Source organism: Burkholderia sp. R-40 (assembly GCF_049942845.1).
In the GTDB taxonomy this organism is placed as follows: domain Bacteria; phylum Pseudomonadota; class Gammaproteobacteria; order Burkholderiales; family Burkholderiaceae; genus Burkholderia; species Burkholderia ambifaria.
Map to the genome: position 1 here is coordinate 624,986 of NZ_CP187967.1, position 25,672 is coordinate 650,657.

Below are 25,672 nucleotides of genomic sequence, written 5' to 3' on the forward strand. Positions count from 1 at the left end.
ATAGGAGGCGCGCGGTTGTACGGAAAAGCGTGCCGGAACACCGCGTATCGACAAGGGAAATGTCGGCCCATCTGTTAAAATGACGAGCTTTGCAGCCCCGTCCGTAGGCTCCGTCCGCTTCGCGTCCGTCAGGCGCCGCACCGCGCGCCGGGAACGATTGACGCTCGAGCTTCCGGATGCCGCCGTGCCCCCGTTTCCTCGACTCGTTCTCCGGACTCGACATGACGACTTCGTCTCCCGCCTCTACCACTCTGATGGCCAACGCGATCCGTGCGCTCGCGATGGACGCCGTCCAGCAAGCGAACTCCGGCCACCCCGGCATGCCGATGGGCATGGCCGAAATCGGCGTTGCACTCTGGTCGCGCCACCTGAAGCACAACCCGACGAACCCGCACTGGGCAGACCGCGACCGTTTCGTGCTGTCGAACGGCCACGGCTCGATGCTGCTGTACTCGCTGCTGCACCTGACCGGCTACGACCTGCCGATCGAAGAGCTGAAAAACTTCCGCCAGCTGCACTCGAAGACGCCGGGCCACCCGGAATACGGCATCACGCCGGGCGTCGAGACGACCACCGGCCCGCTCGGCCAGGGTCTCGCGAACGCGGTCGGCATGGCGCTCGGCGAAGCGCTGATGGCCGACGAGTTCAACCGTGACGGCGCGAAGATCGTCGATCACCACACGTACGTGTTCCTCGGCGACGGCTGCCTGATGGAAGGCATCTCGCACGAAGCCTGCTCGCTCGCGGGCACGCTGAAGCTGAACAAGCTGATCGCGCTGTACGACGACAACGGCATCTCGATCGACGGCGACGTCGTCAACTGGTTCCACGACGACACGCCGAAGCGCTTCGAGGCATACGGCTGGAACGTGATCCCGAACGTGAACGGCCACGACGTCGACGCGGTCGACGCGGCCATCGCGAAGGCGAAGCTGTCGGACAAGCCGACGATGATCTGCTGCAAGACGGTGATCGGCAAGGGCGCGGCGACCAAGGCCGGCGGCCACGACGTGCACGGCGCGGCGCTCGGCGCGGAAGAAATCGCGAAGACGCGCGAAGCGCTCGGCTGGAAGTGGGAGCCGTTCGTGATTCCGCAGGAAGTCTATGCGGCGTGGGACGCGAAGGAAGCCGGCAAGCGTGCCGAGACCGAATGGGATGCGACGTTCGCGCAATATCGCGAGAAATTCCCCGCGGAAGCCGCTGAATTCGAGCGCCGGATGGCCAACCAGCTGCCGGCCGACTGGGCCGAAAAGGCCGCGGCGATCATCGCCGGCGCGAACGAGCGCGCCGAGACGGTCGCGACCCGCAAGGCCTCGCAGCAGGCCATCGAAGGGCTCGCCGCCGCACTGCCGGAACTGCTCGGCGGCTCGGCCGACCTGACCGGCTCGAACCTGACCAACTGGAAGGCATCGAAGGCGGTGCGCGCGAATCCGGAAGGCGCGGGCGTGCTGCTCGGCAACCACATCAACTACGGCGTGCGCGAATTCGGCATGAGCGCCGCGCTCAACGGCCTCGCGCTGCACGGCGGCCACAAGCCGTTCGGCGGCACGTTCCTGACGTTCTCCGACTACAGCCGCAACGCGCTGCGCGTGGCGGCGCTGATGAAGGTCCCGACGATCTTCGTGTTCACGCACGATTCGATCGGCCTCGGCGAAGACGGCCCGACGCACCAGTCCGTCGAGCACGTGTCGAGCCTGCGCCTGATCCCGAACCTGGACGTGTGGCGTCCGGCCGACACGGTCGAGACGGCCGTCGCATGGACCCACGCGGTCGCTGCCGACCGTCCGTCGAGCCTGATCTTCAGCCGTCAGAACCTCGCGTTCAACCCGCGTACCGATGCGCAGATCGCGAACATCGAGAAGGGCGGCTACGTGCTGAAGGACTGGGACGAAGAGATCGTCGCGCGCAAGATCATCCTGATCGCGACGGGCTCGGAAGTCGAGCTCGCGATGAAGGCCGTCGAGCCGCTCGCGCAGCAGGGCATCGCGGCCCGCGTCGTGTCGATGCCGTCGACCAACGTGTTCGATCGCCAGGACGCCGAATACCGTGAACGCGTGCTGCCGCACGGCGTGCGCCGCGTCGCGATCGAAGCGGGCGTGACGAGCTTCTGGCACAAATACGTCGGCCTCGAAGGCGGCGTCGTCGGGATCGACACGTTCGGCGAATCGGCACCGGCCGGCGTGCTGTTCAAGTACTTCGGTTTCACCGTCGAGCACGTCGTCGAGACCGCGAAGGCCGTGCTGGCCTAAAAGCATACGCGACGCGCGCCACCCGTCGCGCGCGTCGCACCGTGAAGCTGCACGTAACTAATTTTTTTCAGCCATCAGGAGATAGACCATGACGATCCGCGTCGCAATCAACGGCTACGGCCGCATCGGCCGCAACACGCTGCGCGCGTTTTATGAAAACGGCAAGAAGCACGATCTCGAGATCGTCGCGATCAACGACCTGGGCGACGCGAAGACCAACGCGCACCTGACCCAGTACGACACCGCGCACGGCAAGTTCCCGGGCGACGTGTCGGTCGACGGCGACTACCTCGTCGTGAACGGCGACAAGATCCGCGTGCTGGCCAACCGCAACCCGGCAGAACTGCCGTGGGGCGAGCTCGGCGTCGACGTCGTGATGGAATGCACGGGCTTCTTCACGACGAAGGAAAAGGCGAGCGCGCACCTGAAGGGCGGCGCGAAGAAGGTGATCATCTCGGCGCCGGGCGGCAAGGACGTCGATGCAACGATCGTCTACGGCGTGAACCACGACGTGCTGAAGGCCGAGCACACCGTCATCTCGAACGCATCGTGCACGACGAACTGCCTCGCGCCGCTCGTCAAGCCGCTGAACGACCGCATCGGCCTCGAAACCGGCCTGATGACGACGATCCACGCTTACACGAACGACCAGGTGCTGACGGACGTCTATCACGAAGACCTGCGTCGCGCGCGTTCGGCCACCCACAGCCAGATCCCGACGAAGACGGGTGCTGCATCGGCCGTCGGCCTCGTGCTGCCGGAACTGAACGGCAAGCTCGACGGCTACGCGATCCGCGTCCCGACGATCAACGTGTCGATCGTCGACCTGTCGTTCATCGCCAAGCGCGACACGACGGTCGAGGAAGTCAACGCGATCATGAAGGAAGCATCGGAAGGCGCGCTGAAGGGCATCCTCGGCTACAACGACGCGCCGCTGGTGTCGATCGACTTCAACCACAACCCGGCTTCGTCGACGTTCGACGCAACGCTGACCAAGGTGTCGGGCCGCCTCGTCAAGGTGTCGAGCTGGTACGACAACGAGTGGGGTTTCTCGAACCGCATGCTGGATACGGCAGTCGCATTCGCGAACGCGAAGTAATCCCGCACGTTGCGCGGCCGCCGCATGGCGGCCTGCGCAGCGAACGAGCCCGGCCCGGTTTTTCCGGCCGGGCTTTTTTTATTTCGCGGGAAGGGCCGCGACGGTGCTGGCGCACGGCGTCGGAAAGAAGATGCCCGCGCGCTGCGCGGCATTCGCGATGTGCGTCTCGATCGCGAGGCCGGCCGCGGCCGCATTGCGGGCGATCAGCGCGTCGAGGATCGCGCGGTGCTCGTGCCACGTCGACAGCAGCAGCTCGCGCCGGTAGAACGGCATGCGCTGGCTTTCCTTCATGATGTCCGCGCTGCTGCGCAGCACCGACTCGATCGCCGCGTTGCCGGCGAGATGGATGATCCGCATGTGGAAGTCGAAGTCGAGCCGCGACGCTTCGTCCAGCTCGCTGTCGGTGAGCGCGACGTGCAGGTCGGCGAGGTTGTCCTCGAACCAGGCGATGTCGTCGTCGCTGACGACGTGCGCGGCCATGCGCGCGGCGAACCCTTCGAGCGCATAGCGCATCTGGTACGTGTCGGGCGGCGACGACTGCTCGGCGAACTGCCACGGATGGGCGGCGCTCGCCTGCGCGCTTTCGACATAGACGCCCTTGCCGGCGCGGATGCGCAGCATCCCGAGCGCCTCGAGCGTGGAGAGCGCCTCGCGCAGCGACGCACGGCTGATCTCCAGCTCTTCGGAGAGCTGGCGCTGGGCCGGCAGCAGGCTGCCGACCGGATAGACGCCTGCCTCGATCCGGTCGCGGATCGTCGCGATGGCGGCGTCGGTCACGGTGTGCGGAACGTTTTTCATGATGTGAGCGTTTGGCCGGTCTGACCGGCATTGTAATCCGCACGCGTGCGGTGCATCGGCGCCCTACGGGTAAGCCACGATCAGCCCCTGTTTGGTGCGCCGGAAATTCGGGGCGATGGGGGCGGGAAATCCCTATTTTGATCGTCCTTGACGCCACTATATCGGCTTCCTACTATCCACCATAACATCACTGGTCTTACCAGTATGAACAGACGAAACTGCAACCGTTGGATCGGGAGAGCGCCGTGTCGAAATTCCTCAATTCGCTGTTTGGCCGGGTAGTCGTCGCATTGATACTGGGGGTCGCGCTCGGCGCGTTCTTCCCGCATTTCGCCGAGTCGCTGCGACCGCTCGGCGACGGCTTCCTGAAGCTCATCAAGATGGTCATCGGCCCGATCGTGTTCTGCGTCGTGGTGAGCGGGATGGCCAATGCGGGCGACCTGAAGAAGGTCGGCCGGGTCGGCCTGAAGGCCGTCATCTACTTCGAGGTGATGACCACGCTCGCGCTCGGCATCGGGCTCGTCCTCGCGTGGCTCACGCGCCCGGGCGTCGGGATGAACATCGACCTGCGCTCGCTCGATGCAGCGTCGCTCTCGTCGTACGCGAAGAACGCCGAAAGCCTGAAGGACACGGCCGGCTACCTGATGAAGATCATCCCCGAGACCGCGATCGACGCGTTCGCGAAGGGCGACATCCTGCAGATCCTCGTGTTCGCGGTGCTGTTCGGCTCCGCGCTGTCGCTGCTCGGCGACAAGGCGCAGCGCGTGAACAGCCTGATCGAGGAACTGTCGCACGTGTTCTTCCGCATCATCGGCTTCATCATCAAGCTCGCGCCGCTCGGCGTGCTCGGCGCGATCGCGTTCACGACCGGCAAGTACGGCGTCTCGTCGCTCAAGCAGCTCGGCTACCTCGTCGCGGTGTTCTACCTGAGCTGCATCGTGTTCGTCACGGTCGTGCTCGGCGTGGTGATGCGGCTCGCGGGCTTCTCGGTGTTCAAGCTGATCCGCTACCTGCGCGAGGAACTGTCGATCGTGCTCGGCACGGCGTCGTCGGACGCGGTGCTGCCGCAGGTGATGAGCAAGCTCGAATACATGGGCATCAAGGATTCGACGGTCGGCCTCGTGATCCCGACCGGCTATTCGTTCAACCTCGACGGCTTCTCGATCTACCTGACGCTCGCCGTGCTGTTCATCGCGCAGGCCACCAACACGCCGCTGTCCACGCATGACCTGATCGTCGTGCTGCTCGTGTCGCTCGTCACGTCGAAGGGCGCGCACGGGATTCCGGGCTCGGCGATCGTGATCCTCGCGGCGACGCTGTCGGCGATTCCCGCGATTCCGGTGCTCGGCCTCGTGCTGATCCTGCCGGTCGACTGGTTCGTCGGCATCGCCCGCGCGCTGACCAACCTGATCGGCAACTGCGTCGCGACGGTGGTCGTCGCGGTGTGGGAGAACGACATCGACCGGGCCCGCGCGACGCGCGTGCTGAACCGCGAGCTGCGCTACGTGGCGGTCGACGCGCAGGGCAGCAGCGCGCCGGTCGCCGGCGACCAGGCTCACGCGCTCTGAGCGTCACGCGCGCGCGGCGGCTTTCCCTGGCCGCTGCGCGCGATCGCATTTCCCGCGGCCGGCGCCACGACGCGCCGGCCCATCTCGAAAAATAGTGGAGACGACATGGCAGCCCCCATCCTCGATCCGAACGCGCCGGCCTTCACGCGGCGCTACATGAACCTCGCCGACCCGCGACTGGGCGCGCAGGCGCTCTTCGCGAGCGACGAATTCTTCGCGCCGAAGGAGCGCATGCTCAATCCCGAGCCGGCCGTCTTCATTCCCGGCAAGTACGACGATCACGGCAAGTGGATGGACGGCTGGGAAACGCGCCGCAAGCGCACCACCGGCCACGACTTCTGCGTGGTCCGGCTCGCGCGGCCGGGCGTGATCTACGGCGTCGATCTCGATACGAGCCACTTTACCGGCAACTTCCCGCCGGCTGCGTCGATCGACGCATGCGCGGTGGAGGGCGACACGCCGCCGGACGACGCCGAATGGCGTACGCTCGTGCCCGCGACGACGCTGCAGGGCAATTCGCATCACTATGTCGGCGTCGACGACGCGCAACCGGTCACCCACCTGCGCGTGAACCTGTATCCGGACGGCGGGCTCGCGCGCCTGCGCGTGTACGGCCAGCCGCAGCGCGACTGGCGCCACGTGCCGGCGGGCGAGCTCGTCGATCTCGCGGCGATCGAGAACGGCGGCTACCTGGTGGCTGCGAACAACCAGCACTTCGGCCCGGCCTCGCAGATGCTGATGCCGGGGCGCGGCGCGAACATGGGCGACGGCTGGGAAACGCGGCGCCGCCGCGAGCCCGGCAACGACTGGGCGATCGTCGCGCTGGCGCGGCCGGGCATCCTCCGGCGCGTCGAGGTCGATACGGCATTCTTCAAGGGCAACTTTCCCGACCGCTGTTCGCTGCAGGCCGCGCGGGTCGCGGGCGGCACCGACGACTCGCTCGTCACGCAGGCGATGTTCTGGGCCGAACTGCTCGGCGAGCAGAAGCTGCAGATGGACCACGTGCATACGTTCGACCAGCTCGCGGCACTCGGCCCCGTCACGCACGTGCGCTTCAACATCTTCCCGGACGGCGGCGTGTCGCGCCTGCGTCTGTGGGGCGAGCCGGCTTGAAGGAGGGCAATGGCATGAGCGGACCCCATATCCTGCGCGTCGAGCGCCTGACCCGCGAAGCGTTCGCGCCGTTCGGCGACGTGATCGCGCTCGAAGGCGCGCGGCATTTCCCGATCAACGGCGGCACGACCGAGCGCTTTCACGATCTCGCGACGATCGACGTCTGCGCGGACGGCGGCCGGCCGCTCGTCAGCGTATTTCGCGCGCAGCCGCGCGCGCTGCCGGTCGCGATCACGCTGATGGAGCGCCATCCGCACGGCAGCCAGGCGTTCATTCCGCTCGCGGCCGTGTCGCGCTACGCGATCGTCGTCGCACCGGCCGGCGAGTTCCGGCCCGACGCGATGCGCGCGTTCCTGGCCGAAGGCTGGCAAGGCGTGAATTACGCGAAGGGCGTCTGGCACCATCCGCTGCTCGCGCTCGACGCGGTCAGCGACTTCGTGATCGTCGACCGCGGCGGTCCGCAGCCGAACTGCGACGAGATTCCGCTCGACGACGCATGGGCGCTCGAGTTCGAGCCGGCCTGCGCGAGCGCGACCTGACGCACGGCGAAGGGCCGCATCAGGCGTCGACGATCGCGCGGCGGCTGCACGGCCCGCCGCCGCACGCTCGATTGAAAACATCGTTCCGACCCGGCCCGCAGGCCACCCGCGGGCCGCTTTCATTCCGGCTCCGAAAACAACACGGCCCGGGCGGCGGGATGCCGGCCGGGCCGTGGCGCTTGCGCGAAGGGTTCGATCAGTGCTTGCGGTGCGGGCAGTTCTCGGTCGTGCACGAACCGTACATCGCGAGCGAATGTTCCTGCAGCCGGAAGCCGCGTTCCTTCGCGATGGCCTGCTGGCGGCTTTCGATCTCGGCATCGAAGAACTCCTCGACGCGGCCGCAATCGAGGCAGACGAGGTGATCGTGGTGCGAACCTTCATTCAATTCGAACACGGCCTTGCCGGATTCGAAGTTGCTGCGCGTGAGCAGGCCGGCCTGCTCGAACTGCGTCAGCACGCGGTAAACAGTGGCGAGCCCGATGTCGAGCTGCTCGTTGAGCAGGTTGCGGTAGACGTCTTCGGCAGTCAGGTGACGCACCGGGCTTTGCTGGAAGATCTCGAGAATCTTGAGGCGCGGTAGGGTGGCCTTTAGCCCGATATTCTTGAGATCCGTCGGATTGGTCATGGCTAGGCATCCCTAGAGTACAATGCAGGGCTTCATGTTACCGGCTTTTCGCCGTTCCAGAAACACGCGCGGCTCGCGACGTGGGCCTGCACGGTGACGGAAATGTTCCCGGAATCTCTTTCGCACTTTCAGAGGAGTCGCATGCGGAGTGCCATCATCGCTGCCGCCGCCGTTGCCGCGCTGGCTGGTTGTTCGTCGTACGACAGCGTGACGCAGCGTATCGCGCAGAGCATCACGCCCTATCGGATCACCGTCGTGCAGGGCAACTTCGTGTCGCAGGAGAAGGCCGCGCAGCTGCAGGCCGGCATGACGCGCGAGCAGGTCCGCGCGCTGCTCGGCACGCCGCTGCTGGCGGACATGTTCCATGCCGATCGCTGGGATTACCTCTTTTACTTCAAGCGCGGCTCGACGTCCGTCGTCCAGCAGCGCGATCTCGTGCTGACGTTCGCGAGCGATCGCCTCGCGAGCTGGACCGGCGCCGACAACCTGCCTTCCGAGCTCGACCTGCTGGCCGATATCGACGGCGACCGCGGCGGCAAGAAGGCGAAGGCCGCCGCCGAGGCGAAGCGGGCGGCCGAGGCGGCTGCCGCCGCGAGCGCCGCGCAGGCTGCCGAGGCCGCGAGCCCGTCCACCGGGCTGGCGTCCGGCGCGGTGGTCGACCAGGATGCGAACGCCCAGGCGGCGCGCGCGGCGAACCGCGCGACCAACCAGGTATCGGGGCAGGGCTCGGCCAGCCGCCGCTTCACGCCGTCCGCGCAGGCTTCGGGCGGCGCGCCGGTGCCGGGCGGCCAGCCGCCGGGCGCCGCGCCGGCAATCCAGCCGCAGTTCCAGTTCCACCGCCCGCCGCAGCCGAACGCGTCGAACGAAGCGGCGCCGCCGGTCGGCCCGCAAGGCTCCGACAACCTGCAGAACCAGCCGCTCACCGCGCCGGCCCAGTAAGCGTCCGGCGTGCGGAAACAGGGCGGCATGCGCCGCCCGCCTTTAGACCTGCCGTGTAGAAAGCCATGAAGATTGCGATTGCCGGTGCATCGGGCCGTATGGGCCGGATGCTGATCGAAGCCGTTCTCAACGATTCCGACGCGCAGCTCGTCGGCGCGCTCGACCGCGCCGGTTCGCCGTTCCTCGGCCAGGACGCGGGCGCGTTCCTCGGCAAGGAAACCGGAGTCAAGCTGACCGACGACCTCGATGCCGTGTTCGCGCAGGCCGACTACCTGATCGACTTCACGCGTCCGGAAGGCACGATCGCGCACGTCGCGGCCGCGCTGCGCCACGACGTGAAGCTCGTGATCGGCACGACCGGCTTCACCGCCGAGCAGAAGGCCGAGCTGCAGGCCGCGGCGGCCCGGATCGGCATCGTGTTCGCGGCGAACATGAGTGTCGGCGTGAACGTCACGCTGAAGCTGCTCGAATTCGCGGCGAAGCATTTCTCGCACGGCTACGACATCGAGATCATCGAGGCGCACCACCGTCACAAGGTCGACGCGCCGTCGGGCACCGCGCTGATGATGGGCGAAGCGGTGGCCGGCGCGCTCGGGCGCTCGCTGGAGGACTGCGCGGTGTACGGCCGCCAGGGCGTGACGGGCGAACGCGATCCGTCGACGATCGGCTTTGCGGCCGTGCGCGGCGGCGACATCGTCGGCGATCACACCGTGCTGTTCGCCGGCATCGGCGAACGGATCGAGATTACGCACAAGTCGTCGAGCCGCGTGTCGTACGCGCAGGGCGCGCTGCGTGCGGTCCGCTTCCTGTCGGCGCACGACGCCGGCCTGTTCGACATGCAGGACGTGCTCGGCCTGCGCTGACCCTCACGGGGAAACTCCGATGGCGATTCCCACCGGCGTTGTCCACTACCTCGAAAGCGGCGATGCGATCACGCACGCCGTCGCCTATGTGCTGCTGGCGATGTCCGTCGCCAGCTGGTGCTTTCTCCTCATGAAGGCCTGGCTGCTGGTCCGCGCGAAGCGGCAGGGGCCGCGCGCGCTCGCCGCGTTCTGGCGTGCGGCGTCGCTCGACGCGGGCATCGACGCGCTCGCCGGCGCCGATCGCGAGCGCGTGTTCGTGCCGCTCGCAGAAGCCGCGCGCGACGCGGCCGATCAACACGATCCGGCCGCGCTGGCCGCGCGCGTCGAGCGCAGCGAACGCGTGCTGCGCGCGCTGCGTCACGCGATGCTGCGCTCGCAGCGGCGTCTCGAGTTCGGTCAGGTGCTGCTCGCGTCAATCGGCAGCACCGCGCCGTTCGTCGGGCTGCTCGGCACCGTGTGGGGCATCTATCACGCGCTCGGCAGCATCGCCGCGAGCGGACAGGCGCAGATCGAGAACGTCGCGGGGCCGGTCGGCGAGGCGCTGATCATGACCGCGTTCGGGCTTGTCGTCGCGATCCCCGCGGTGCTCGCCTACAACATCCTCGGGCGGCTCGTGCGCCAGCTCGCCGAGGAACTCGACGGCTTCGCGCGCGACCTGCACGTATTCGTGTGCGCGCAGGGCGCCTGACGCGCAGCCGGGAGGAGCGACCATGGCATTCGGCGGACTGGAGCACCACAAGACATCGGCGCCGATGGCGGAGATCAACATGACGCCGCTGATCGACGTGATGCTCGTGCTGCTCGTCATCTTCATCATCACCGCGCCGCTGATGACGCACGCGATCCGGCTCGACCTGCCGAAGGTCGCGGCCGGCGTCGCGCGCGATACGCCGCAATCGGTCACGCTGTCGATCGACGACGCCGGCAAGCTGTATTGGGACGACACACCCGTCGCACTCGACGCGCTGCCGGCACGCTTTCAGGCCGCCGCCGCGGGCGCCGCGCCGCCCGAGCTGCGGCTGCGCGCGTCGCGCGCGACCCGCTACGACGTAATCGCGCAGGTGATGGGCGCGGCGCAGGCCGCGGGCCTCACGCGGATCGGCTTCGTCACCGACGTGCCGCCGGCGGGCGCCGCCGCGCCGGCCGCCGCGGGCGCGAAACCCTGACCTGCCGGCTGCCTGCGAGCCCGATGCAGGCAAGAATGCGCCGCAGCCCGCGACACCCGGCCGTACCGCCCGCCACGGACGGTATAATCGTCGTTTCCGCCCGGTTGGCAGGGTTTCGCCGGGTAACCTGGAGACCTTCCGGGTTACCCGGCGAATATCCGGAACCATGATGCAGGCTCGAGAACCGTGAGCCTGCTCCCGCCGCCGGGCTGCCCGATTTCGTCCACTTCCGCGTGCCCGCCTCGTGGCGCGCTGCTTAAAGCCTAGTCCGAACCACACCATGCACGAGAGATACGTACCCGCCGACGTCGAAGCCGCCGCCCAGGGCGACTGGCGCGCAGCCGATGCCTACAAGACGAGGGAAGATTCGCAGAAGCCGAAGTTCTACTGCGTGTCGATGCTGCCGTATCCGTCCGGCAAGCTGCACATGGGTCACGTGCGCAACTACACGATCAACGACGTGATGTACCGCTATCTGCGGATGAACGGCTACAACACGCTGATGCCGATGGGCTGGGACGCGTTCGGGATGCCGGCCGAGAACGCCGCGATGGCGAACGGCGTGCCGCCCGCGAAGTGGACCTACGACAACATCGACTACATGAAGGGCCAGATGCAGTCGATGGGCCTCGCGATCGACTGGTCGCGCGAAATCGCGACGTGCAAGCCCGACTACTACAAGTGGAACCAGTGGCTGTTCCTGAAAATGCTCGAGAAGGGCATCGCGTACAAGAAGACGGGCACCGTGAACTGGGACCCGGTCGACCAGACCGTGCTCGCGAACGAGCAGGTGATCGACGGCCGCGGCTGGCGCTCGGGCGCGCTCGTCGAGAAGCGCGAGATCCCGATGTACTACCTGCGGATCACGCAGTACGCCGATGAACTGCTGAACGATCTCGACGGCCTCGGCTGGCCCGAGCGCGTGAAGATCATGCAGCAGAACTGGATCGGCAAGAGCTTCGGCGTGAACTTCGGCTTCCCGTACGAACTCGATGGCGAGAAGGCGCTCCTGCGCGTGTTCACGACGCGTGCCGACACGATCATGGGCGTCACGTTCTGCGCGGTCGCGGCCGAGCACCCGCTTGCCACGCGCCTCGCGCAGGGCAAGCCGGAACTGCAGGCGTTCATCGACGAATGCAAGCGCGGCGGCGTGGCCGAGGCCGATGTCGCGACGATGGAGAAGAAGGGCGTCGCGACGGGCTTCTCGGTGTCGCACCCGCTCACGGGCGAGCCGGTCGAGGTCTGGATCGGCAACTACGTGCTGATGAGCTATGGCGAAGGCGCGGTGATGGGCGTGCCGGGCCACGACGAGCGCGATTTCGCCTTCGCAAAGAAGTACGGCCTGCCGATCAAGCAGGTGATTGCGAGCGAAGGGCAGACGTACTCGCTGGATGCCTGGCAGGAGTGGTACGGCGACAAGGAAACCGCGGTCTGCGTGAACAGCGGCAAGTACGACGGCCTGCGCTATGCGGATGCGGTCGACGCGGTCGCGGCCGACCTGAAGGCCGGCGGCTACGGCGACAAGCAGGTCACGTGGCGCCTGCGCGACTGGGGCGTGTCGCGCCAGCGCTACTGGGGCACGCCGATCCCGATCATCCACTGCCCGTCGTGCGGCGACGTGCCGGTGCCGGAGCAGGACCTGCCGGTCGTGCTGCCGGAAGATCTCGTGCCGGACGGCTCGGGCAACCCGCTCGCGAAGTCGGAAGCGTTCCTGAACTGCTCGTGCCCGAAGTGCGGCGCGGCCGCGAAGCGCGAGACCGACACGATGGATACCTTCGTCGATTCGTCGTGGTATTTCTCGCGCTACACGGCGCCGGACGCCGACACGATGGTCGACGCGCGCACCGATTACTGGATGCCGATGGATCAGTACATCGGCGGCATCGAGCACGCGATCCTGCACCTGCTGTATTCGCGCTTCTGGACCAAGGTGATGCGTGACCTCGGCCTCGTGAAGTTCGGCGAGCCGGCGAAGAACCTGCTCACGCAGGGGATGGTGCTGAACGAGACGTTCTACCGCGAAGACGCCTCCGGCAAGAAGACCTGGTACAACCCGGCCGACGTGACGGTCACGCACGACGACAAGGGCCGCCCGGTCGGCGCGACGCTGAACACGGACGGCCAGCCGGTCGTGCTCGGCGGCATCGAGAAGATGTCGAAGTCGAAGAACAACGGCGTCGATCCGCAGGTGCTGATCGACCAGTACGGCGCCGATACCGCGCGCCTGTTCACGATGTTCGCGGCGCCGCCCGAGCAGCAGCTCGAGTGGTCGGGCGCGGGCGTCGAAGGCGCGAGCCGCTTCCTGCGCCGCGTGTGGAGCTTCGGCGCGACGAACCGCGAGGCGCTCGCCGCGCGCGCGGGCTTCGACGCGGCCGCGCTCGGCGACGCCGACAAGGCGCTGCGCCGCGAAATCTACAGCGTGCTGAAGCAGGCCGATTTCGACTACCAGCGCCTGCAGTACAACACGGTCGTGTCGGCCGCGATGAAGATGCTGAACGCGATCGACGGCGCGAAGGGCGCGACGCCCGCCGTGCTGCGCGAGACGTACGGCGTGCTGCTGCGCGTGCTGTACCCTGTCGTGCCGCACGTCACGTTCGAGCTGTGGAAGGCGCTCGGCTACGCGGACGAATTCGGCCCGCTGCTCGACGCACCGTGGCCGAAGGTCGACGAGGCCGCGCTCGAGCAGGCCGAGATCGAGCTCGTGCTGCAGGTGAACGGCAAGGTGCGAGGCGCGCTGAAGGTCGCGAAGGACGCGAGCCGCGAGGCGATCGAAGCCGCGGCAGTGGCCGACGAAGCGTTCGCGAAGTTCAGCGACGGCAAGCCGGCGAAGAAGATCGTCGTCGTGCCCGGCCGCCTCGTGAACATCGTCGTCTGACGGCCATTGGCCGTCGGGCGCACACAGAAGGAGCGAAGGTGATCCGCAGATCGTTTTTGGGGCTCGTCGGCAGCGCGGTCGCGCTGTCGGCATGCGGTTTCCAGTTGCGTGGCCGGCAGGACTACGCGTTCAAGCGCCTGCTGGTGGCCGGCGCGCCGGCGCCCGTCGAGGCGCGGCTCGTGCGCCTCGTCGAGGCCGGCAGCGACACGAAGATCGTCAAGTCGATGGACGAAGCCGATGCCGTGCTGCGCATGTCCGAGTCGCGCGGGCAGAACACGCTGACGCTCAACAAGTACGGCTCCGCGCAGGAATATGCGCTCTACTACACGTTGAACTTCACGCTGACGAGCCAGGACGGCACGCTGCTGATCCCGCCGAGCGCGATCGCGCTGAACCGCGCGATGACGTACAGCGATCAGTACACCAACGCGAAGGCGCAGGAAGCCGAGATTCTGTACGCCGACATGCAGAACGACGCGGTCGACCAGCTGATGCGGCGTCTCGCGATCGTCCACTCGCTGACGCCGGCGCCGGAGGACGTGGTGCCGGGCGTCGCGCCGCGCGCGCCGCTACCGCCGCCGCCGCTGTGATCGCCGGCGCACGCACCGATGCAATTGCGACTTGATGCGCTGGAGCCGCACCTCGCGAAGGGGATGGCCGGGCTCTACACCGTCTACGGCGACGAGCCGCTACTCGCGCAGGAAGCGTGCGACCGCATTCGTGCGGCCGCGCGCGCGGCCGGCTTCACCGAGCGTTCGGTGCATACGGTCGAGCGCGGCTTCGACTGGAGCGTGCTGCTCGGCGCGACCCAGGCGATGTCGCTGTTCGGCGAGCGTCAGCTGATCGAGCTGCGCATTCCGTCGGGCAAGCCCGGCAAGGAAGGCGCCGATGCGCTGAAGACGCTCGCGGCGACCCCCAACCCCGACGCGCTGATGCTCGTCACGTTGCCGCGCCTCGACGCGGCAACGCAGAAATCCGCGTGGTTTACCGCGCTGCAGAACGGCGGCGTCGCGCTGAAGATCGATCCGGTCGAGCGCGCGGCGCTGCCGAACTGGATCGGCCAGCGTCTGTCGATGCAGGGCCAGCGCGTCGCGCCCGGCGACGACGGGCGGCGCGCGCTGCAGTTCATCGCGGAGCGCGTCGAGGGCAACCTGCTCGCCGCGCATCAGGAAATCCAGAAGCTCGGGCTGCTCTATCCGCAGGGCGTGCTGTCGTTCGAGCAGGTGCACGACGCGGTGCTGAACGTCGCGCGCTACGACGTGTTCAAGCTGAACGAGGCGATGCTCGCGGGCGACGCTGCCCGGCTCGCGCGGATGATCGACGGGCTGAAGGGCGAGGGCGAGGCGATCGTGCTCGTGATGTGGGCCGTCGTCGAGGAATTGCGCACGCTGCTGCGGATCAAGCGTGGCACGACCGCCGGCAAGCCGCTGGCCACGCTGCTGCGCGAGAACCGCGTGTGGGGCCCGCGCGAGCGGCTGATCGGCCCCGCGCTGAACCGCGTGTCGGAACCCGTGCTCGAGAAGGCGCTCGCGTTCGCCGCGAAACTCGACCGGCAGGTGAAGGGGCTGTCGGCGATCACGCCGGGCCGCCGCTCGCAGGACGATCCGCCGCCCGACCCGTGGGACGGCCTGTTCCAGCTCGCGATGACGGTGGCGGGCGCCCGCGGCGAGCGACCGCCGCCCGCGGGTCGCGTGCGGCGTTAAGCCCCGTCCGGGCCTTCAGCGCACGCATCGCAACCCGCTTACAATATTCGATAAGCCGGCGCGGCCGGCCTGCCGCCGCGCCTCACGCTTCCCCACGAATTCACGCCGCGCCAAGCGGCTCGCTTCTCGAGTCACACGATGGATATCGACCAGTACATGACGGACCTGGGCCGCCGTGCCCGGCACGCTTCCCGCGCGATGGCGCGCGCCAGCACGGCCGCGAAGAACGCGGCGCTCGACGCCGTGGCCCGCGCGATCGAGCGCGACGCGCAGGCGCTGAAGGATGCGAACGCACGCGACGTCGCCCGTGCCCGTGAAAAGGGGCTCGACGCGGCGTTCATCGATCGCCTGACGTTGTCCGACAACGCGCTGAAGACGATGGTCGAAGGTCTGCGCCAGGTCGCGTCGCTGGCCGATCCGATCGGTGAGATCGGCAACCTCAAGTACCGTCCGAGCGGGATCCAGGTCGGCCAGATGCGTGTGCCGCTCGGCGTGATCGGCATCATCTACGAGTCGCGCCCGAACGTGACGATCGACGCGGCCGCGCTGTGCCTGAAGTCGGGCAACGCGACGATCCTGCGCGGCGGCTCCGAGGCGCTCGAATCGAACGCGGCGCTCGCGAAGCTGATCGGCGAAGGGCTCGAGGCGGCCGGGCTGCCGCAGGATGCCGTGCAGGTCGTCGCGACCGCCGATCGCGCCGCGGTCGGCAAGCTGATCACGATGACCGACTATGTCGACGTGATCGTGCCGCGCGGCGGCAAGAGCCTGATCGAGCGCCTGATCAACGAGGCGCGCGTGCCGATGATCAAGCACCTCGACGGCATCTGCCACGTGTATGTCGACGATCGCGCCGATCTCGCGAAGGCGCTGACCGTGTGCGACAACGCGAAGACGCACCGCTACGGCACCTGCAACACGATGGAAACGCTGCTCGTGGCGAGCGGCATCGCGGCGACGCTGCTGCCGCCGCTCGGCAAGCTGTATCGCGACAAGCAGGTCGAGCTGCGCGTCGATGCGGCCGCGCGCGCGGTGCTCGCCGAAGCGGGCGTCGGCCCGCTCGTCGACGCGACCGACGAAGACTGGCACACCGAATATCTCGCGCCGGTGCTCGCGATCAAGGTCGTCGACGGCCTCGACGCCGCGATCGAGCACATCAATCACTACGGCTCGCATCACACCGATGCGATCGTCACCGAGGATCACGACCGCGCGATGCGCTTCCTGCGCGAAGTCGATTCGGCCAGCGTGATGGTCAACGCGTCGACGCGCTTCGCGGACGGCTTCGAATTCGGCCTCGGCGCCGAAATCGGCATCTCGAACGACAAGCTGCACGCACGCGGCCCCGTCGGCCTGGAAGGGCTCACGTCGCTGAAGTACGTCGTGCTCGGGCACGGCGAAGGCCGTCAGTAAAGCGAGGCGCACAACCGATGGCAATGCTCTGGGTCAAGACGTTCCATATCGTTCTGATCGCCGCGTGGTTCGCGGGGCTGTTCTACCTGCCGCGCATCTACGTGAACCTGGCCATGGAGACCGATCCGGCCGCGGTGCGGCGCCTGCTGCTGATGGCGCGCAAGCTGTTCCGCTTCATGACGATGATCGCGGTGCCGGCGCTGGCATGCGGGCTGTGGCTCTGGCTCGTGATTGGCATCGGCCAGGGGCAGGGCTGGATCCACGCGAAGGTGACGGTGGTGCTGCTGCTCATCGTCTACCACGCGTATTGCGGCCACCTGCTGCGCGTGTTCGAGCGCGGCGAGAACCGCCGCACCGACAAGTGGTATCGCGTGTTCAACGAGCTGCCGGTGCTCGGCATGCTCGCCGCGGTCGCGCTGGCCGTGATCAAGCCGTTCTGAACCCTGCCGGCGGCTCCGTCGACGAGCATGCCGGCAATCGATCGATGTACATGTGAAAACACGGCGTCCTTCGGGGCGCCGTTTTCATATGCGCATCGTGCGCGTCAATCTTTCGTCGGGTCGTCGATCCGGCGGCGCGTGATCGCCTCCTTCGCGCGGCCGACGCGCTCCATCAGCGCGGGCCCGCGCGACAGCGCGACGCCGACCGCGAGGATGTCGCCGATCGCGAGGTGCGACATCCGCGACGTCATCGGCGAGAACACGTCGGTTTCCTCGGCCACGTTCGACGCGAGGCTCACCGTCGCGAGTTTCGCGAGCGGCGAATGGCTCTGCGTGATCGCGACGACCTTCGCGCCGCACGCGAGCGCGGAGCGCGCGGCATCGACGATGTCGCGCGTGCGGCCGGTGTTCGAGATCGCGACGACGACATCGTGCGGCCCGAGCAGCGCCGACGACATCGAGAACGTGTGCGGGTCCGAATACGCGACGCTCGGCACGCCGAGCCGGAAGAACTTGTGCTGGATGTCCTGCGCGGCGATGCCCGACCCGCCGGCGCCGTAGAACTCGATGCGCGACGCGTTCGACAGCAGCGCGATCGCGTCGGCGACGCTGCCGGCCGACAAGCTGTTGCGCACCTCGATCAGCGCCCCGATCGTGCGGTCGAACACCTTGCCGATGATGCCGGGCGCGGGCTCGTCGGGCTCGACGTCGCGATACACCGACGACACGCCCGGCGCGACGCTCTGCGCGAGCCGGATCTTGAATTCGCGAAAGCCGCTGCAGCCGAGCGCCTGGCAGAAGCGCGCGATGGTCGGTTGGCTCACGCCCGCGCGGGTCGACAGCTCGGTCATCGCGAGGTCGAGCACCTCGCGCGGCGCGGCGAGGATGTAGTCGGCGAGCTTGCGCTCGGACGGGCGCAGTTCGGCGCGGATCGCTTCGATGCGAGGCAGCATGGGGCGGCGGATGGAAATGGGGTTCGGGTAGGGAGTGTATCGCAATCGAATTGTAGAAAATCTACATGAAAATGCTAGCTCCAATGCCGGTAATTTCTGCTTCTGTCGGGGTGGTGAATTAGGGTTTTCACTAGGTAAAGCCTTGCTGGTGGCGGGAATGTGGGTTGCACGCCGGTTGATCTGCATTGCGTCTATGTAGTTTTTCTACTAGACTTGCTTCGTTCGTTCGACGTACTCGACCGTCCCCACGATTCCAACCGCCGGTGTCGTCCGGCATACAGGAGCGCCCAGCATGACGTCGCTGCACCCCACTCTGGCGAAAGTCACCGAACGCGTGATCGCCCGCAGCCAATCGACCCGTTCCGCCTATCTGCAGCGCATCGACGGCGCGCAAGGCAAGTTCCCGGCGCGCGGCGCGCTGTCGTGCGCGAACCTCGCGCACGGCTTCGCGGGTCTCGAAGGCAGCGACAAGTTCCAGATCAAGGCGATCCGCGAGCCGAACATCGGCATCGTGTCCTCGTACAACGAGATGCTGTCCGCGCACGCGCCGTACAAGGATTTCCCCGACATCATCAAGGCCGCCGCACGCGAGAACGGCGGCGTCGCGCAGTTCGCGGGCGGCGTGCCGGCGATGTGCGACGGCGTCACGCAGGGCAACCCCGGGATGGAGCTGTCGCTGTTCTCGCGCGAGGCGATCGCGATGGGCACGGCGATCGCGCTCACGCACAACATGTTCGACGCGGCGCTCTGCCTCGGCATCTGCGACAAGATCGTGCCGGGCCTGCTGATCGGCGCGCTGCAGTTCGGCCACCTGCCGACCATCTTCGTGCCGGCCGGCCCGATGACGAGCGGCCTGTCGAACGACGACAAGGCGAAGATCCGCCAGCAGTTCGCGACCGGCCAGGTCGGCCGCGACGCGCTGCTCGAAGCCGAATCGGCCGCGTATCACGGCCACGGCACCTGCACGTTCTACGGCACCGCGAACAGCAACCAGATGCTGATGGAGCTGATGGGCCTGCACCTGCCGGGCTCGGCGTTCGTCCACCCGCACACGCCGCTGCGCGACGCGCTGACCGCCGAAGCCGCGCGCCGCGTGCTCGACCTGACGGTCGAGCGCGGCCAGTACACGCCGATCGGCCATGTGATCGACGAGAAGGCGATCGTCAACGGGATCGTCGCGCTGCTCGCGACGGGCGGCTCGACCAACCACACGCTGCACCTCGTCGCGATCGCGCGTGCGGCCGGCGTGCTGATCGACTGGAACGATTTCGACGAGCTGTCGGCCGTCGTGCCGCTGCTCGCGAAGATCTACCCGAACGGCAAGGCGGACGTGAACCATTTCCACGCGGCGGGCGGCGTTGCGTTCCTGGTGCGCAATCTGCTCGAAGGCGGGCTGCTGCACGAAGACGTGACGACGGTCGCCGGCAAGGGCCTGTCGCACTACACGAAGGAGCCGAAGCTGATCGACGGCAAGCTGACGTGGGTCGACGGCACGGCCGAGAGCCACGACACGAAGGTGCTGCGCGGCATTCGCGAGCCGTTCCAGCCGGACGGCGGCCTGCGCCTGATGCAGGGCCGACTCGGCCGCGGCGTGATCAAGATTTCGGCGGTCGCGCCCGAGCACCGCAAGGTGACGGCGCCCGCGATCGTGTTCGATTCGCAGGAAGCCGTGCAGGCGGCATTCGATCGCGGCGAGCTGAAGCGCGATTTCGTCGCGGTCGTGCGCTTCCAGGGCGCGCGCGCGAACGGGATGCCCGAGCTGCACCGTTTGACGCCGCTGCTCGGCGTGCTGCAGGATCAGGGCTTCCACGTCGCGCTTGTCACCGACGGCCGCATGTCCGGCGCATCGGGCAAGGTGCCGGCGGTGATCCACGTGTCGCCGGAAGCGCTGCTGGCCGGCCCGCTCGGCAAGGTGCAGACGGGCGACACGCTCGTGATCGACGCGGAAGCCGGCATCCTCGACATCGAGGTCGACGAGGCCGTGTGGCAAGCGCGCGCGGTCGCGCAGCCGCTGCACCAGGCCGACAACGAGACGGGTTTCGGGCGCGAACTGTTCGGCGTGTTCCGCGCGGCGGCCGCGCCGGCCGAGCAGGGCGCATCGGTTTTCGGGACGCTGGTCGGCGAAACGGCCGTCGGCGTCGCTGCATGAATTTCAAGGAGTGTCATCAATGAAGAGGATTGGCGAAATCGTGAAGCTGGGCCCGGTGATTCCGGTGCTCGCATTCGACTCGGTCGAGCAGGGTGAACACGTGTCCCGCGCGTTGCACGCGGGCGGCGTCAAGGTGCTCGAGATCACGCTGCGCACGCCGGCGGGCCTGGAGGCGATCCAGCGCGCGAGCCAGCTCGCGGAGGACATCGTCGTCGGCGTCGGCACGATCACGAAGCCCGAGCACTGCGCGCAGGCGAAGCGCGCGGGCGCGAAGTTCGGCGTGTCGCCGGGCCTGACGAAGGATCTGCACCTCGCGTCGCTCGACGCCGATCTGCCGCTGCTGCCGGGCGTGATGACGCCGAGCGACATCATCCAGGCGCTCGAATTCGGCTACGAGATCGTCAAGTTCTTCCCCGCGCAGCAGGCCGGCGGCGTGCCGATGCTGCAGGCGTTCCACGGCCCGTTCCCGGCGCTGAAGTTCTGCCCGACGGGCGGCATCACGGCCGAAAGCGCGCCGAGTTTCCTGAAGCTGCCGAACGTCGTGTGCGTCGGCGGCTCCTGGCTCACGCCGAAAGCCGCGCTCGCCGCGCAGGACTGGGCCGAGGTCACGCGCCTCGCGCAAACCGCGAGCCAGCTCCCCCGCTAAGACTTGTACGAAATGATCGTTTGGCCCTCGGTAAGCAAGCGCTTAGTGCTTGTTTTACCGAGGGTTTTTGCTGATGGAACCGGTTCTATCCGTGGGTCGCAAAGATAAGTAAAATTCAGCGTCCTCACGGGGGGGTACCCCCGTGTTTCGGAGACCTGCATAGCCGGGCATACTCGCAACACCTCGCCCGGTTCGAACAAATTCTAGGAGGAGTGCCACATGGGGGCTGTCCAAGGCAGCATGCTGCTCGTATTCACGCTGATCGCGATCGCCGCGCTGATCCTGATGATCGCGCGCTACAAGATCTACCCGTTCCTGGTGCTGATCATCGTTTCGCTGGGCCTCGGTCTCGTCGTCGGCATGCCGATGGACAAGATCGTCAAGTCGTTCGAAACGGGCACCGGCGGCACGCTCGGCCACATCGCGATCGTCGTCGGCCTCGGCACGATGCTCGGCAAGATGATGGCCGAATCCGGCGGCGCCGAACGGATCGCGACCACGCTGATCGACTGGTTCGGTGAAAAGAACATCCACTGGGCGATGATGTTCGTCGCGATCATCGTCGGCCTGCCGGTGTTCTTCGAAGTCGGCTTCGTGCTGCTGATCCCGATCGCGTTCAACGTCGCGAAGCGCACCGGCAAGTCGCTGCTCGTCGTCGGCCTGCCGATGGTGGCCGGCCTGTCCGTCGTGCACGGGCTGATCCCGCCGCACCCGGCCGCGCTGCTGGCCGTTCAGCAATACGGCGCCGATATCGGCAAGACGATCGCCTTCGGCCTGATCGTCGGCGTGCCGACCGCGATCATCGCCGGTCCGCTGTTCGCGCTGGCGATCTCGAAGTTCGTGAAGCTGCCGGAAAACAATCCGCTCGCCGCGCAGTTCGTCGATACGCACACGGAAGGCCGCAAGCGCGAACTGCCGAGCTTCGGCATCACGCTGTTCACGATCCTGCTGCCCGTCGTGCTGATGCTGGTCGGCAGCTGGGCCGACCTGGTGTTCGCGCCGAAGTCGCTGCCGAACAACCTGCTGCGCTTTGCCGGCAACTCCGACGTCGCGCTGCTGATCGCCGTGCTGGTGAGCTTCTTCACGTTCGGCAAGCTGCAGGGCTTCAACCGCGACCAGATCCAGAAGTTCTGCGGCGAGTGTCTGGCGCCGATCGCCGGCATCACGCTGATCGTCGGTGCGGGCGGCGGCTTCGGCGGCGTCCTGCGCGACAGCGGGATCTCGCAGCAGATCGTCGAGACCGCGAAGCACGCGCATCTGTCGCCGCTGCTGCTCGGCTGGTTCGTCGCGGCGCTGATGCGTCTCGCGACGGGTTCGGCGACGGTCGCGATGACGACGGCCTGCGGCATCGTCGCGCCGATCGCGGCGGCGTCCGGCGCGGCGGTCAGCCCGGAGCTGCTGGTGCTCGCGACGGGCTCGGGCTCGCTGATCTTCTCGCACGTGAACGACGGCGGCTTCTGGCTGATCAAGGAATACTTCGGGATGACGGTCGGTCAGACGTTCAAGACCTGGTCGCTGCTTGAAACCATCATCTCGGTGCTCGGTCTTAGCTTCACGCTGCTGCTGAGCCTGGTTTTGTAACAAAGGGGTAGTCAATGATTCTGATCGCAATGGGCGTGTCGGGCGCGGGCAAGTCGCGAATCGGCGAAATGCTGGCGGAACGCCTGTCGTGCAGCTATACCGATGGCGACGCGTTTCACAGCGCGGCGAACAAGGAAAAGATGCATCACGGCATTCCGCTGACCGACGACGACCGCTGGCCGTGGCTGCGCACGATCCGCGCGGCCATCGAGGAAAAGCAGCGCGCCGGCGAGACGGCCGTGTTCACGTGCTCGTCGCTGAAGCGGTCGTACCGCGACGTGCTGCGCGGCACCGACACCGACGTGCGGTTCGTGTATCTGAAGGGTTCGTTCGAGGTATTGCAGGAGCGCCTGAAGAGCCGCACCGGCCATTTCTTCGATCCGTCGCTGCTGAAGAGCCAGCTCGACACGCTCGAGGAGCCGGGCCCGGACGAAGCGATCGAGGTCAGCATCGAGTTGACGCCCGAACAGATCGTCGATGAAGTGATGGTGAAGATCGGCTTCGCGCAGCAGCACTGAGCGCGGTTTGCCGCAATCTTCATGAAAAAGGCGCCTTCGGGCGCCTTTTTCGTTGGCGGCGCGCGCCGGTCAGGCTGCGTGCGCGTGCCGCGCGATGCCGTCGAGCAGCACGTCGAGCATCGTGTCATGCACCACGGCCGGATCGAGCCGCGCATAGAGCGGCGCGGCCGACTTGACGAGCGGATGCGCGGTATCGGACAGCGCATCCATTTCCGCGAGCTCGACGTCGTTCGCGGGGCGCGTCAGGCCGCCGGCCTCGGCGGCGGCGAGCCCGATCACGCTCGCATACCAGCCGACGCACACGGCCGGCAGCGCGGTGCGCGCGATGCCGGCGTCGGCCAGCGCGCGATGCACGGCCTCGATGTGCGCGAGATCGGCCGGCCCCGTGCTCATGTGCCGCTGCAGCAGCGCGAACGCGGCCGGGTAGCGCAGCGCGAGCGCGCGGTACTGGCGCGCGAGATCGCGCAGCCGCTCGCGCCACGGCAGCGTGTCGTCGACCGGCACGAGCGAGCGCGACAGCGCATTCGCGATCGCACGGGTCAGGCCGTCCTTCGACTTGAAGTGATACAGCACGCTCATCGGGTCGCAACCGACCGACTGCGCGAGCTTGCGCACGCTGAACGCGGCTTCGCCGACCTCTTCGAGCAGCGCGAGCGCGGCCGCGACGATCGCATCCTTGTCGAGGCCGCGCGGGCCTTGGGCGGGTTTGTCTTTCATGGGGTGATGGTGGCGTGCGACTGTCAGCTTGACGAAAGCATATTCTACGCTGTAGAATTATTTCTGCGGTGTAGAAATTGGGTGTCCCGGCACCTTTCAATACGTGCTTTCGCACAGTCCCGGGATCCAGGCAGACACACACGTGCCTGCCGTCAACACGGGCCATCGCGCCCTTTATCTCGTTGACACCCAAGTGGAACCGGCTGCCCCACCCGCGAAGCCTCACGGCCCTTCGACTGGCGGCCCAAGACCATGCAAGTGCAATCATGACGACCTACAACAAACCCCTGATCCAGGGCGAATCGCGTTTCGACCAGACGCAACTGAACATCGAAAAGGACAACTGGAACTGGAGCGAGCCGTCCCGCTACGACGGCGAGCGTCCGGCCAACTGGTACGAGGCGTCGCTGTCGCGCCATGAAAACAGCGCGCCGCTCGCGCACGACGCCGTGTGCGACGTGCTGGTGATCGGCTCGGGGCTGCTCGGCGCATCGGCCGCGCTGCATCTCGCGGAAGCGGGCGTCGACACGATTCTCGTCGACAAGCATCACGTCGGCTCCGCGGCGTCGGGCCGCAACGGCGGCCAGCTCACGCCGGGCCTCGCGCGCTGGGAAGCCGCCGACATGATCGACTACCTGTCGCACGACGATGCGAAGCGGCTGTGGCGCTTCGCGTCGACCGAATCGATGGACCTGATCGATGAAATCGGCGCACGTTACGCGCTCGACCTCGATCGCAAGCGCGGCCACGTGACGGCGGCGGTCCACCCGGGCCACATGAGCGCGCTGCTCGACGGCGCGGACGCCCGCCGCCATCTCGGCGACGCCGGCGTGACGCTCGTCGGCCGCCATCAGCTGCACGACGAATACGTGCGCTCGGGCCTGTATCACGGCGCGGCGATCGACGCGCTCGGCGGCCAGCTTCATCCGCTCGCGCTGGTGCGCGGCCTCGTGCACGGCTTCCAGTTGAACGGCGGCGCGCTGTACGAGGGCACCGAGGTGCTCGAGCTCGACGAAACGCCCGCGGGCGTCGTCGCGACGACGCCGGGCGGCACGATCACCGCGCGTCGCGGCGTCGTGCTCGCGCTGCACAACACGACGTTCCGGCTGCTGGATGACGGCGGCGCGACCACCGTGCCGTTCTTCACGTATGTGAGCGTGACGGCGCCGCTCGACGTCGATGTCGCGACGCTGATGCCGGCCGGCATGCCGGTGTACGACACGCAGTTCCAGATCGACTACTACCGGCCGGTGCGCGGCAACCGCCTGCTGTTCGGCGGGCAGGGCACCGGCTCGTGCTGGGCGCAGCAGGACGTCAACGCGTACCTGCTGACGCGGCTGAACACGGTGTTCCCGCAGCACGACGGCCGCTTCGCGCTCGACTACTGCTGGAGCGGCGTCAGCGACTTCACGCTGAACGGCGCGACCGACAGCCGCAAGACCGACGGCCGCGTGCCGATGTACATGGTGCAGGGCTGGAGCGGGCACGGCGTCGCGCAGACGGTGCGGATCGGCAAGGCGATCTGCGACGATTTCGTCGGGCGCAACGACGACTTCTCGATGCTGACCGGCATCGACCATCGCGAGATTCCGCTCGGCCGGCAGTTGTCGCCGATCGCGATTCCGGCCGCGAAGGCGGCGATGAGCGTGATGAGCGCGCTGAATCCGGGGCGGATGATCTCGTTCTGAGGCACCGGTGTTCCGACGCGCTGGCCGCGCGCC

General features: G+C 67.4%; 23 protein-coding genes. 19 read left to right on the forward strand and 4 right to left on the reverse strand.

Annotated features, from left to right (window positions below):
- The first annotated feature begins 176 nt into the window (after nt 1-176).
- Complete coding sequence (gene tkt / locus ACP26O_RS02905; protein WP_175701401.1) at nt 177-2,249, forward strand: transketolase; 2,073 nt, start codon at nt 177-179, stop codon at nt 2,247-2,249.
- Nucleotides 2,250-2,337: 88 nt separating this feature from the next.
- Complete coding sequence (gap, locus tag ACP26O_RS02910; RefSeq protein WP_006760300.1) at nt 2,338-3,348, forward strand: type I glyceraldehyde-3-phosphate dehydrogenase; 1,011 nt, start codon at nt 2,338-2,340, stop codon at nt 3,346-3,348.
- Between the two features lie 78 nt (nt 3,349-3,426).
- Here the strand turns inward: gap and ACP26O_RS02915 are convergent, their stop codons facing one another.
- Complete coding sequence (locus ACP26O_RS02915) at nt 3,427-4,146, reverse strand: FadR/GntR family transcriptional regulator (protein WP_175665321.1); 720 nt, start codon at nt 4,144-4,146, stop codon at nt 3,427-3,429.
- A gap of 245 nt (nt 4,147-4,391) precedes the next feature.
- Here ACP26O_RS02915 and ACP26O_RS02920 point away from each other — a divergent pair, with 245 nt between their 5' ends.
- The 3 genes from ACP26O_RS02920 to ACP26O_RS02930 all read left to right on the forward strand — a co-directional run bounded on the left by ACP26O_RS02920 (nt 4,392) and on the right by ACP26O_RS02930 (nt 7,366).
- A complete protein-coding gene (locus ACP26O_RS02920; protein WP_011655952.1) occupies nt 4,392-5,714 on the forward strand; it encodes a C4-dicarboxylate transporter DctA in 1,323 nt (440 codons plus the stop codon).
- Nucleotides 5,715-5,819: 105 nt separating this feature from the next.
- Entirely contained in the window at nt 5,820-6,827 is a 1,008-nt protein-coding gene (gene alc / locus ACP26O_RS02925; protein WP_175665320.1) for an allantoicase, read from the forward strand.
- Nucleotides 6,828-6,841: 14 nt separating this feature from the next.
- Nucleotides 6,842-7,366, forward strand: coding sequence for an ureidoglycolate lyase (locus ACP26O_RS02930; protein ID WP_012363078.1), 525 nt, complete (start codon nt 6,842-6,844; stop codon nt 7,364-7,366).
- A gap of 196 nt (nt 7,367-7,562) precedes the next feature.
- Here ACP26O_RS02930 and fur read toward each other — a convergent pair whose 3' ends face one another.
- A complete protein-coding gene (gene fur / locus ACP26O_RS02935; RefSeq protein WP_006753314.1) occupies nt 7,563-7,991 on the reverse strand; it encodes a ferric iron uptake transcriptional regulator in 429 nt (142 codons plus the stop codon).
- Nucleotides 7,992-8,132: 141 nt separating this feature from the next.
- On the opposite strand from fur, the gene ACP26O_RS02940 reads away from it, so the two are divergent.
- From ACP26O_RS02940 to ACP26O_RS02980, 9 genes are all read left to right on the forward strand, one after another.
- On the forward strand, nt 8,133-8,930 hold the full coding sequence (locus tag ACP26O_RS02940) for an outer membrane protein assembly factor BamE (protein ID WP_105834717.1): 798 nt from the start codon (nt 8,133-8,135) through the stop codon (nt 8,928-8,930).
- 65 nt (nt 8,931-8,995) lie between these two features.
- Entirely contained in the window at nt 8,996-9,793 is a 798-nt protein-coding gene (dapB, locus tag ACP26O_RS02945; RefSeq protein WP_175661517.1) for a 4-hydroxy-tetrahydrodipicolinate reductase, read from the forward strand.
- Between the two features lie 19 nt (nt 9,794-9,812).
- A complete protein-coding gene (locus tag ACP26O_RS02950) occupies nt 9,813-10,481 on the forward strand; it encodes a MotA/TolQ/ExbB proton channel family protein (protein WP_006762731.1) in 669 nt (222 codons plus the stop codon).
- Between the two features lie 22 nt (nt 10,482-10,503).
- The gene (locus tag ACP26O_RS02955; protein ID WP_011655957.1) at nt 10,504-10,959 is read left to right on the forward strand and encodes an ExbD/TolR family protein; all 456 of its coding nucleotides are present in this window, start codon (nt 10,504-10,506) and stop codon (nt 10,957-10,959) included.
- A gap of 280 nt (nt 10,960-11,239) precedes the next feature.
- Nucleotides 11,240-13,834, forward strand: coding sequence for a leucine--tRNA ligase (leuS, locus tag ACP26O_RS02960; protein ID WP_175665318.1), 2,595 nt, complete (start codon nt 11,240-11,242; stop codon nt 13,832-13,834).
- 38 nt (nt 13,835-13,872) lie between these two features.
- The gene (gene lptE / locus ACP26O_RS02965) at nt 13,873-14,424 is read left to right on the forward strand and encodes an LPS assembly lipoprotein LptE (protein ID WP_011655959.1); all 552 of its coding nucleotides are present in this window, start codon (nt 13,873-13,875) and stop codon (nt 14,422-14,424) included.
- 18 nt (nt 14,425-14,442) lie between these two features.
- On the forward strand, nt 14,443-15,537 hold the full coding sequence (holA, locus tag ACP26O_RS02970) for a DNA polymerase III subunit delta (RefSeq protein WP_105786115.1): 1,095 nt from the start codon (nt 14,443-14,445) through the stop codon (nt 15,535-15,537).
- 138 nt (nt 15,538-15,675) lie between these two features.
- Nucleotides 15,676-16,947, forward strand: a complete 1,272-nt coding sequence (locus ACP26O_RS02975; RefSeq protein WP_011655961.1) for a glutamate-5-semialdehyde dehydrogenase — start codon at nt 15,676-15,678, stop codon at nt 16,945-16,947.
- A 17-nt stretch (nt 16,948-16,964) separates the two neighbouring features.
- Nucleotides 16,965-17,387 carry a CopD family protein gene (locus tag ACP26O_RS02980; protein ID WP_011655962.1) on the forward strand — a complete coding sequence of 141 codons (423 nt, stop codon included), beginning with the start codon at nt 16,965-16,967 and terminating at the stop codon, nt 17,385-17,387.
- A gap of 104 nt (nt 17,388-17,491) precedes the next feature.
- Here the strand turns inward: ACP26O_RS02980 and ACP26O_RS02985 are convergent, their stop codons facing one another.
- Nucleotides 17,492-18,340: a MurR/RpiR family transcriptional regulator gene (locus tag ACP26O_RS02985; protein WP_050013824.1), complete on the reverse strand. Its 849-nt coding sequence runs from the start codon at nt 18,338-18,340 to the stop codon at nt 17,492-17,494.
- A gap of 292 nt (nt 18,341-18,632) precedes the next feature.
- On the opposite strand from ACP26O_RS02985, the gene edd reads away from it, so the two are divergent.
- The 4 genes from edd (at nt 18,633) to ACP26O_RS03005 (ending at nt 23,234) form a co-directional block, all read left to right on the forward strand.
- Entirely contained in the window at nt 18,633-20,489 is a 1,857-nt protein-coding gene (gene edd, locus ACP26O_RS02990; RefSeq protein WP_175665317.1) for a phosphogluconate dehydratase, read from the forward strand.
- Between the two features lie 19 nt (nt 20,490-20,508).
- Nucleotides 20,509-21,135: a bifunctional 4-hydroxy-2-oxoglutarate aldolase/2-dehydro-3-deoxy-phosphogluconate aldolase gene (gene eda, locus ACP26O_RS02995; RefSeq protein WP_105834724.1), complete on the forward strand. Its 627-nt coding sequence runs from the start codon at nt 20,509-20,511 to the stop codon at nt 21,133-21,135.
- Nucleotides 21,136-21,354: 219 nt separating this feature from the next.
- Nucleotides 21,355-22,716, forward strand: coding sequence for a GntP family permease (locus ACP26O_RS03000; protein ID WP_011655965.1), 1,362 nt, complete (start codon nt 21,355-21,357; stop codon nt 22,714-22,716).
- A 14-nt stretch (nt 22,717-22,730) separates the two neighbouring features.
- A complete protein-coding gene (locus tag ACP26O_RS03005; protein WP_006753807.1) occupies nt 22,731-23,234 on the forward strand; it encodes a gluconokinase in 504 nt (167 codons plus the stop codon).
- 69 nt (nt 23,235-23,303) lie between these two features.
- Here the strand turns inward: ACP26O_RS03005 and ACP26O_RS03010 are convergent, their stop codons facing one another.
- Nucleotides 23,304-23,951, reverse strand: a complete 648-nt coding sequence (locus ACP26O_RS03010; protein WP_006753806.1) for a TetR/AcrR family transcriptional regulator — start codon at nt 23,949-23,951, stop codon at nt 23,304-23,306.
- Between the two features lie 266 nt (nt 23,952-24,217).
- On the opposite strand from ACP26O_RS03010, the gene ACP26O_RS03015 reads away from it, so the two are divergent.
- Nucleotides 24,218-25,639, forward strand: coding sequence for an NAD(P)/FAD-dependent oxidoreductase (locus ACP26O_RS03015; RefSeq protein ID WP_175665315.1), 1,422 nt, complete (start codon nt 24,218-24,220; stop codon nt 25,637-25,639).
- Nucleotides 25,640-25,672 lie beyond the last annotated feature (33 nt).

What these genes read in the sequence shown, in the direction of transcription:
- tkt (WP_175701401.1), top strand. Translation starts at nt 177, where the DNA reads ATGCCGCCGTGCCCCCGTTTCCTCGACTCGTTCTCCGGACTCGACATG.
- gap (WP_006760300.1), top strand. Translation starts at nt 2,338, where the DNA reads ATGACGATCCGCGTCGCAATCAACGGCTACGGCCGCATCGGCCGCAAC.
- ACP26O_RS02915 (WP_175665321.1), bottom strand. Translation starts at nt 4,146, where the DNA reads ATGAAAAACGTTCCGCACACCGTGACCGACGCCGCCATCGCGACGATC.
- alc (WP_175665320.1), top strand. Translation starts at nt 5,820, where the DNA reads ATGGCAGCCCCCATCCTCGATCCGAACGCGCCGGCCTTCACGCGGCGC.
- ACP26O_RS02930 (WP_012363078.1), top strand. Translation starts at nt 6,842, where the DNA reads ATGAGCGGACCCCATATCCTGCGCGTCGAGCGCCTGACCCGCGAAGCG.
- fur (WP_006753314.1), bottom strand. Translation starts at nt 7,991, where the DNA reads ATGACCAATCCGACGGATCTCAAGAATATCGGGCTAAAGGCCACCCTA.
- ACP26O_RS02940 (WP_105834717.1), top strand. Translation starts at nt 8,133, where the DNA reads ATGCGGAGTGCCATCATCGCTGCCGCCGCCGTTGCCGCGCTGGCTGGT.
- dapB (WP_175661517.1), top strand. Translation starts at nt 8,996, where the DNA reads ATGAAGATTGCGATTGCCGGTGCATCGGGCCGTATGGGCCGGATGCTG.
- ACP26O_RS02950 (WP_006762731.1), top strand. Translation starts at nt 9,813, where the DNA reads ATGGCGATTCCCACCGGCGTTGTCCACTACCTCGAAAGCGGCGATGCG.
- ACP26O_RS02955 (WP_011655957.1), top strand. Translation starts at nt 10,504, where the DNA reads ATGGCATTCGGCGGACTGGAGCACCACAAGACATCGGCGCCGATGGCG.
- leuS (WP_175665318.1), top strand. Translation starts at nt 11,240, where the DNA reads ATGCACGAGAGATACGTACCCGCCGACGTCGAAGCCGCCGCCCAGGGC.
- holA (WP_105786115.1), top strand. Translation starts at nt 14,443, where the DNA reads ATGCAATTGCGACTTGATGCGCTGGAGCCGCACCTCGCGAAGGGGATG.
- ACP26O_RS02975 (WP_011655961.1), top strand. Translation starts at nt 15,676, where the DNA reads ATGGATATCGACCAGTACATGACGGACCTGGGCCGCCGTGCCCGGCAC.
- ACP26O_RS02980 (WP_011655962.1), top strand. Translation starts at nt 16,965, where the DNA reads ATGGCAATGCTCTGGGTCAAGACGTTCCATATCGTTCTGATCGCCGCG.
- ACP26O_RS02985 (WP_050013824.1), bottom strand. Translation starts at nt 18,340, where the DNA reads ATGCTGCCTCGCATCGAAGCGATCCGCGCCGAACTGCGCCCGTCCGAG.
- edd (WP_175665317.1), top strand. Translation starts at nt 18,633, where the DNA reads ATGACGTCGCTGCACCCCACTCTGGCGAAAGTCACCGAACGCGTGATC.
- eda (WP_105834724.1), top strand. Translation starts at nt 20,509, where the DNA reads ATGAAGAGGATTGGCGAAATCGTGAAGCTGGGCCCGGTGATTCCGGTG.
- ACP26O_RS03000 (WP_011655965.1), top strand. Translation starts at nt 21,355, where the DNA reads ATGGGGGCTGTCCAAGGCAGCATGCTGCTCGTATTCACGCTGATCGCG.
- ACP26O_RS03005 (WP_006753807.1), top strand. Translation starts at nt 22,731, where the DNA reads ATGATTCTGATCGCAATGGGCGTGTCGGGCGCGGGCAAGTCGCGAATC.
- ACP26O_RS03010 (WP_006753806.1), bottom strand. Translation starts at nt 23,951, where the DNA reads ATGAAAGACAAACCCGCCCAAGGCCCGCGCGGCCTCGACAAGGATGCG.
- ACP26O_RS03015 (WP_175665315.1), top strand. Translation starts at nt 24,218, where the DNA reads ATGACGACCTACAACAAACCCCTGATCCAGGGCGAATCGCGTTTCGAC.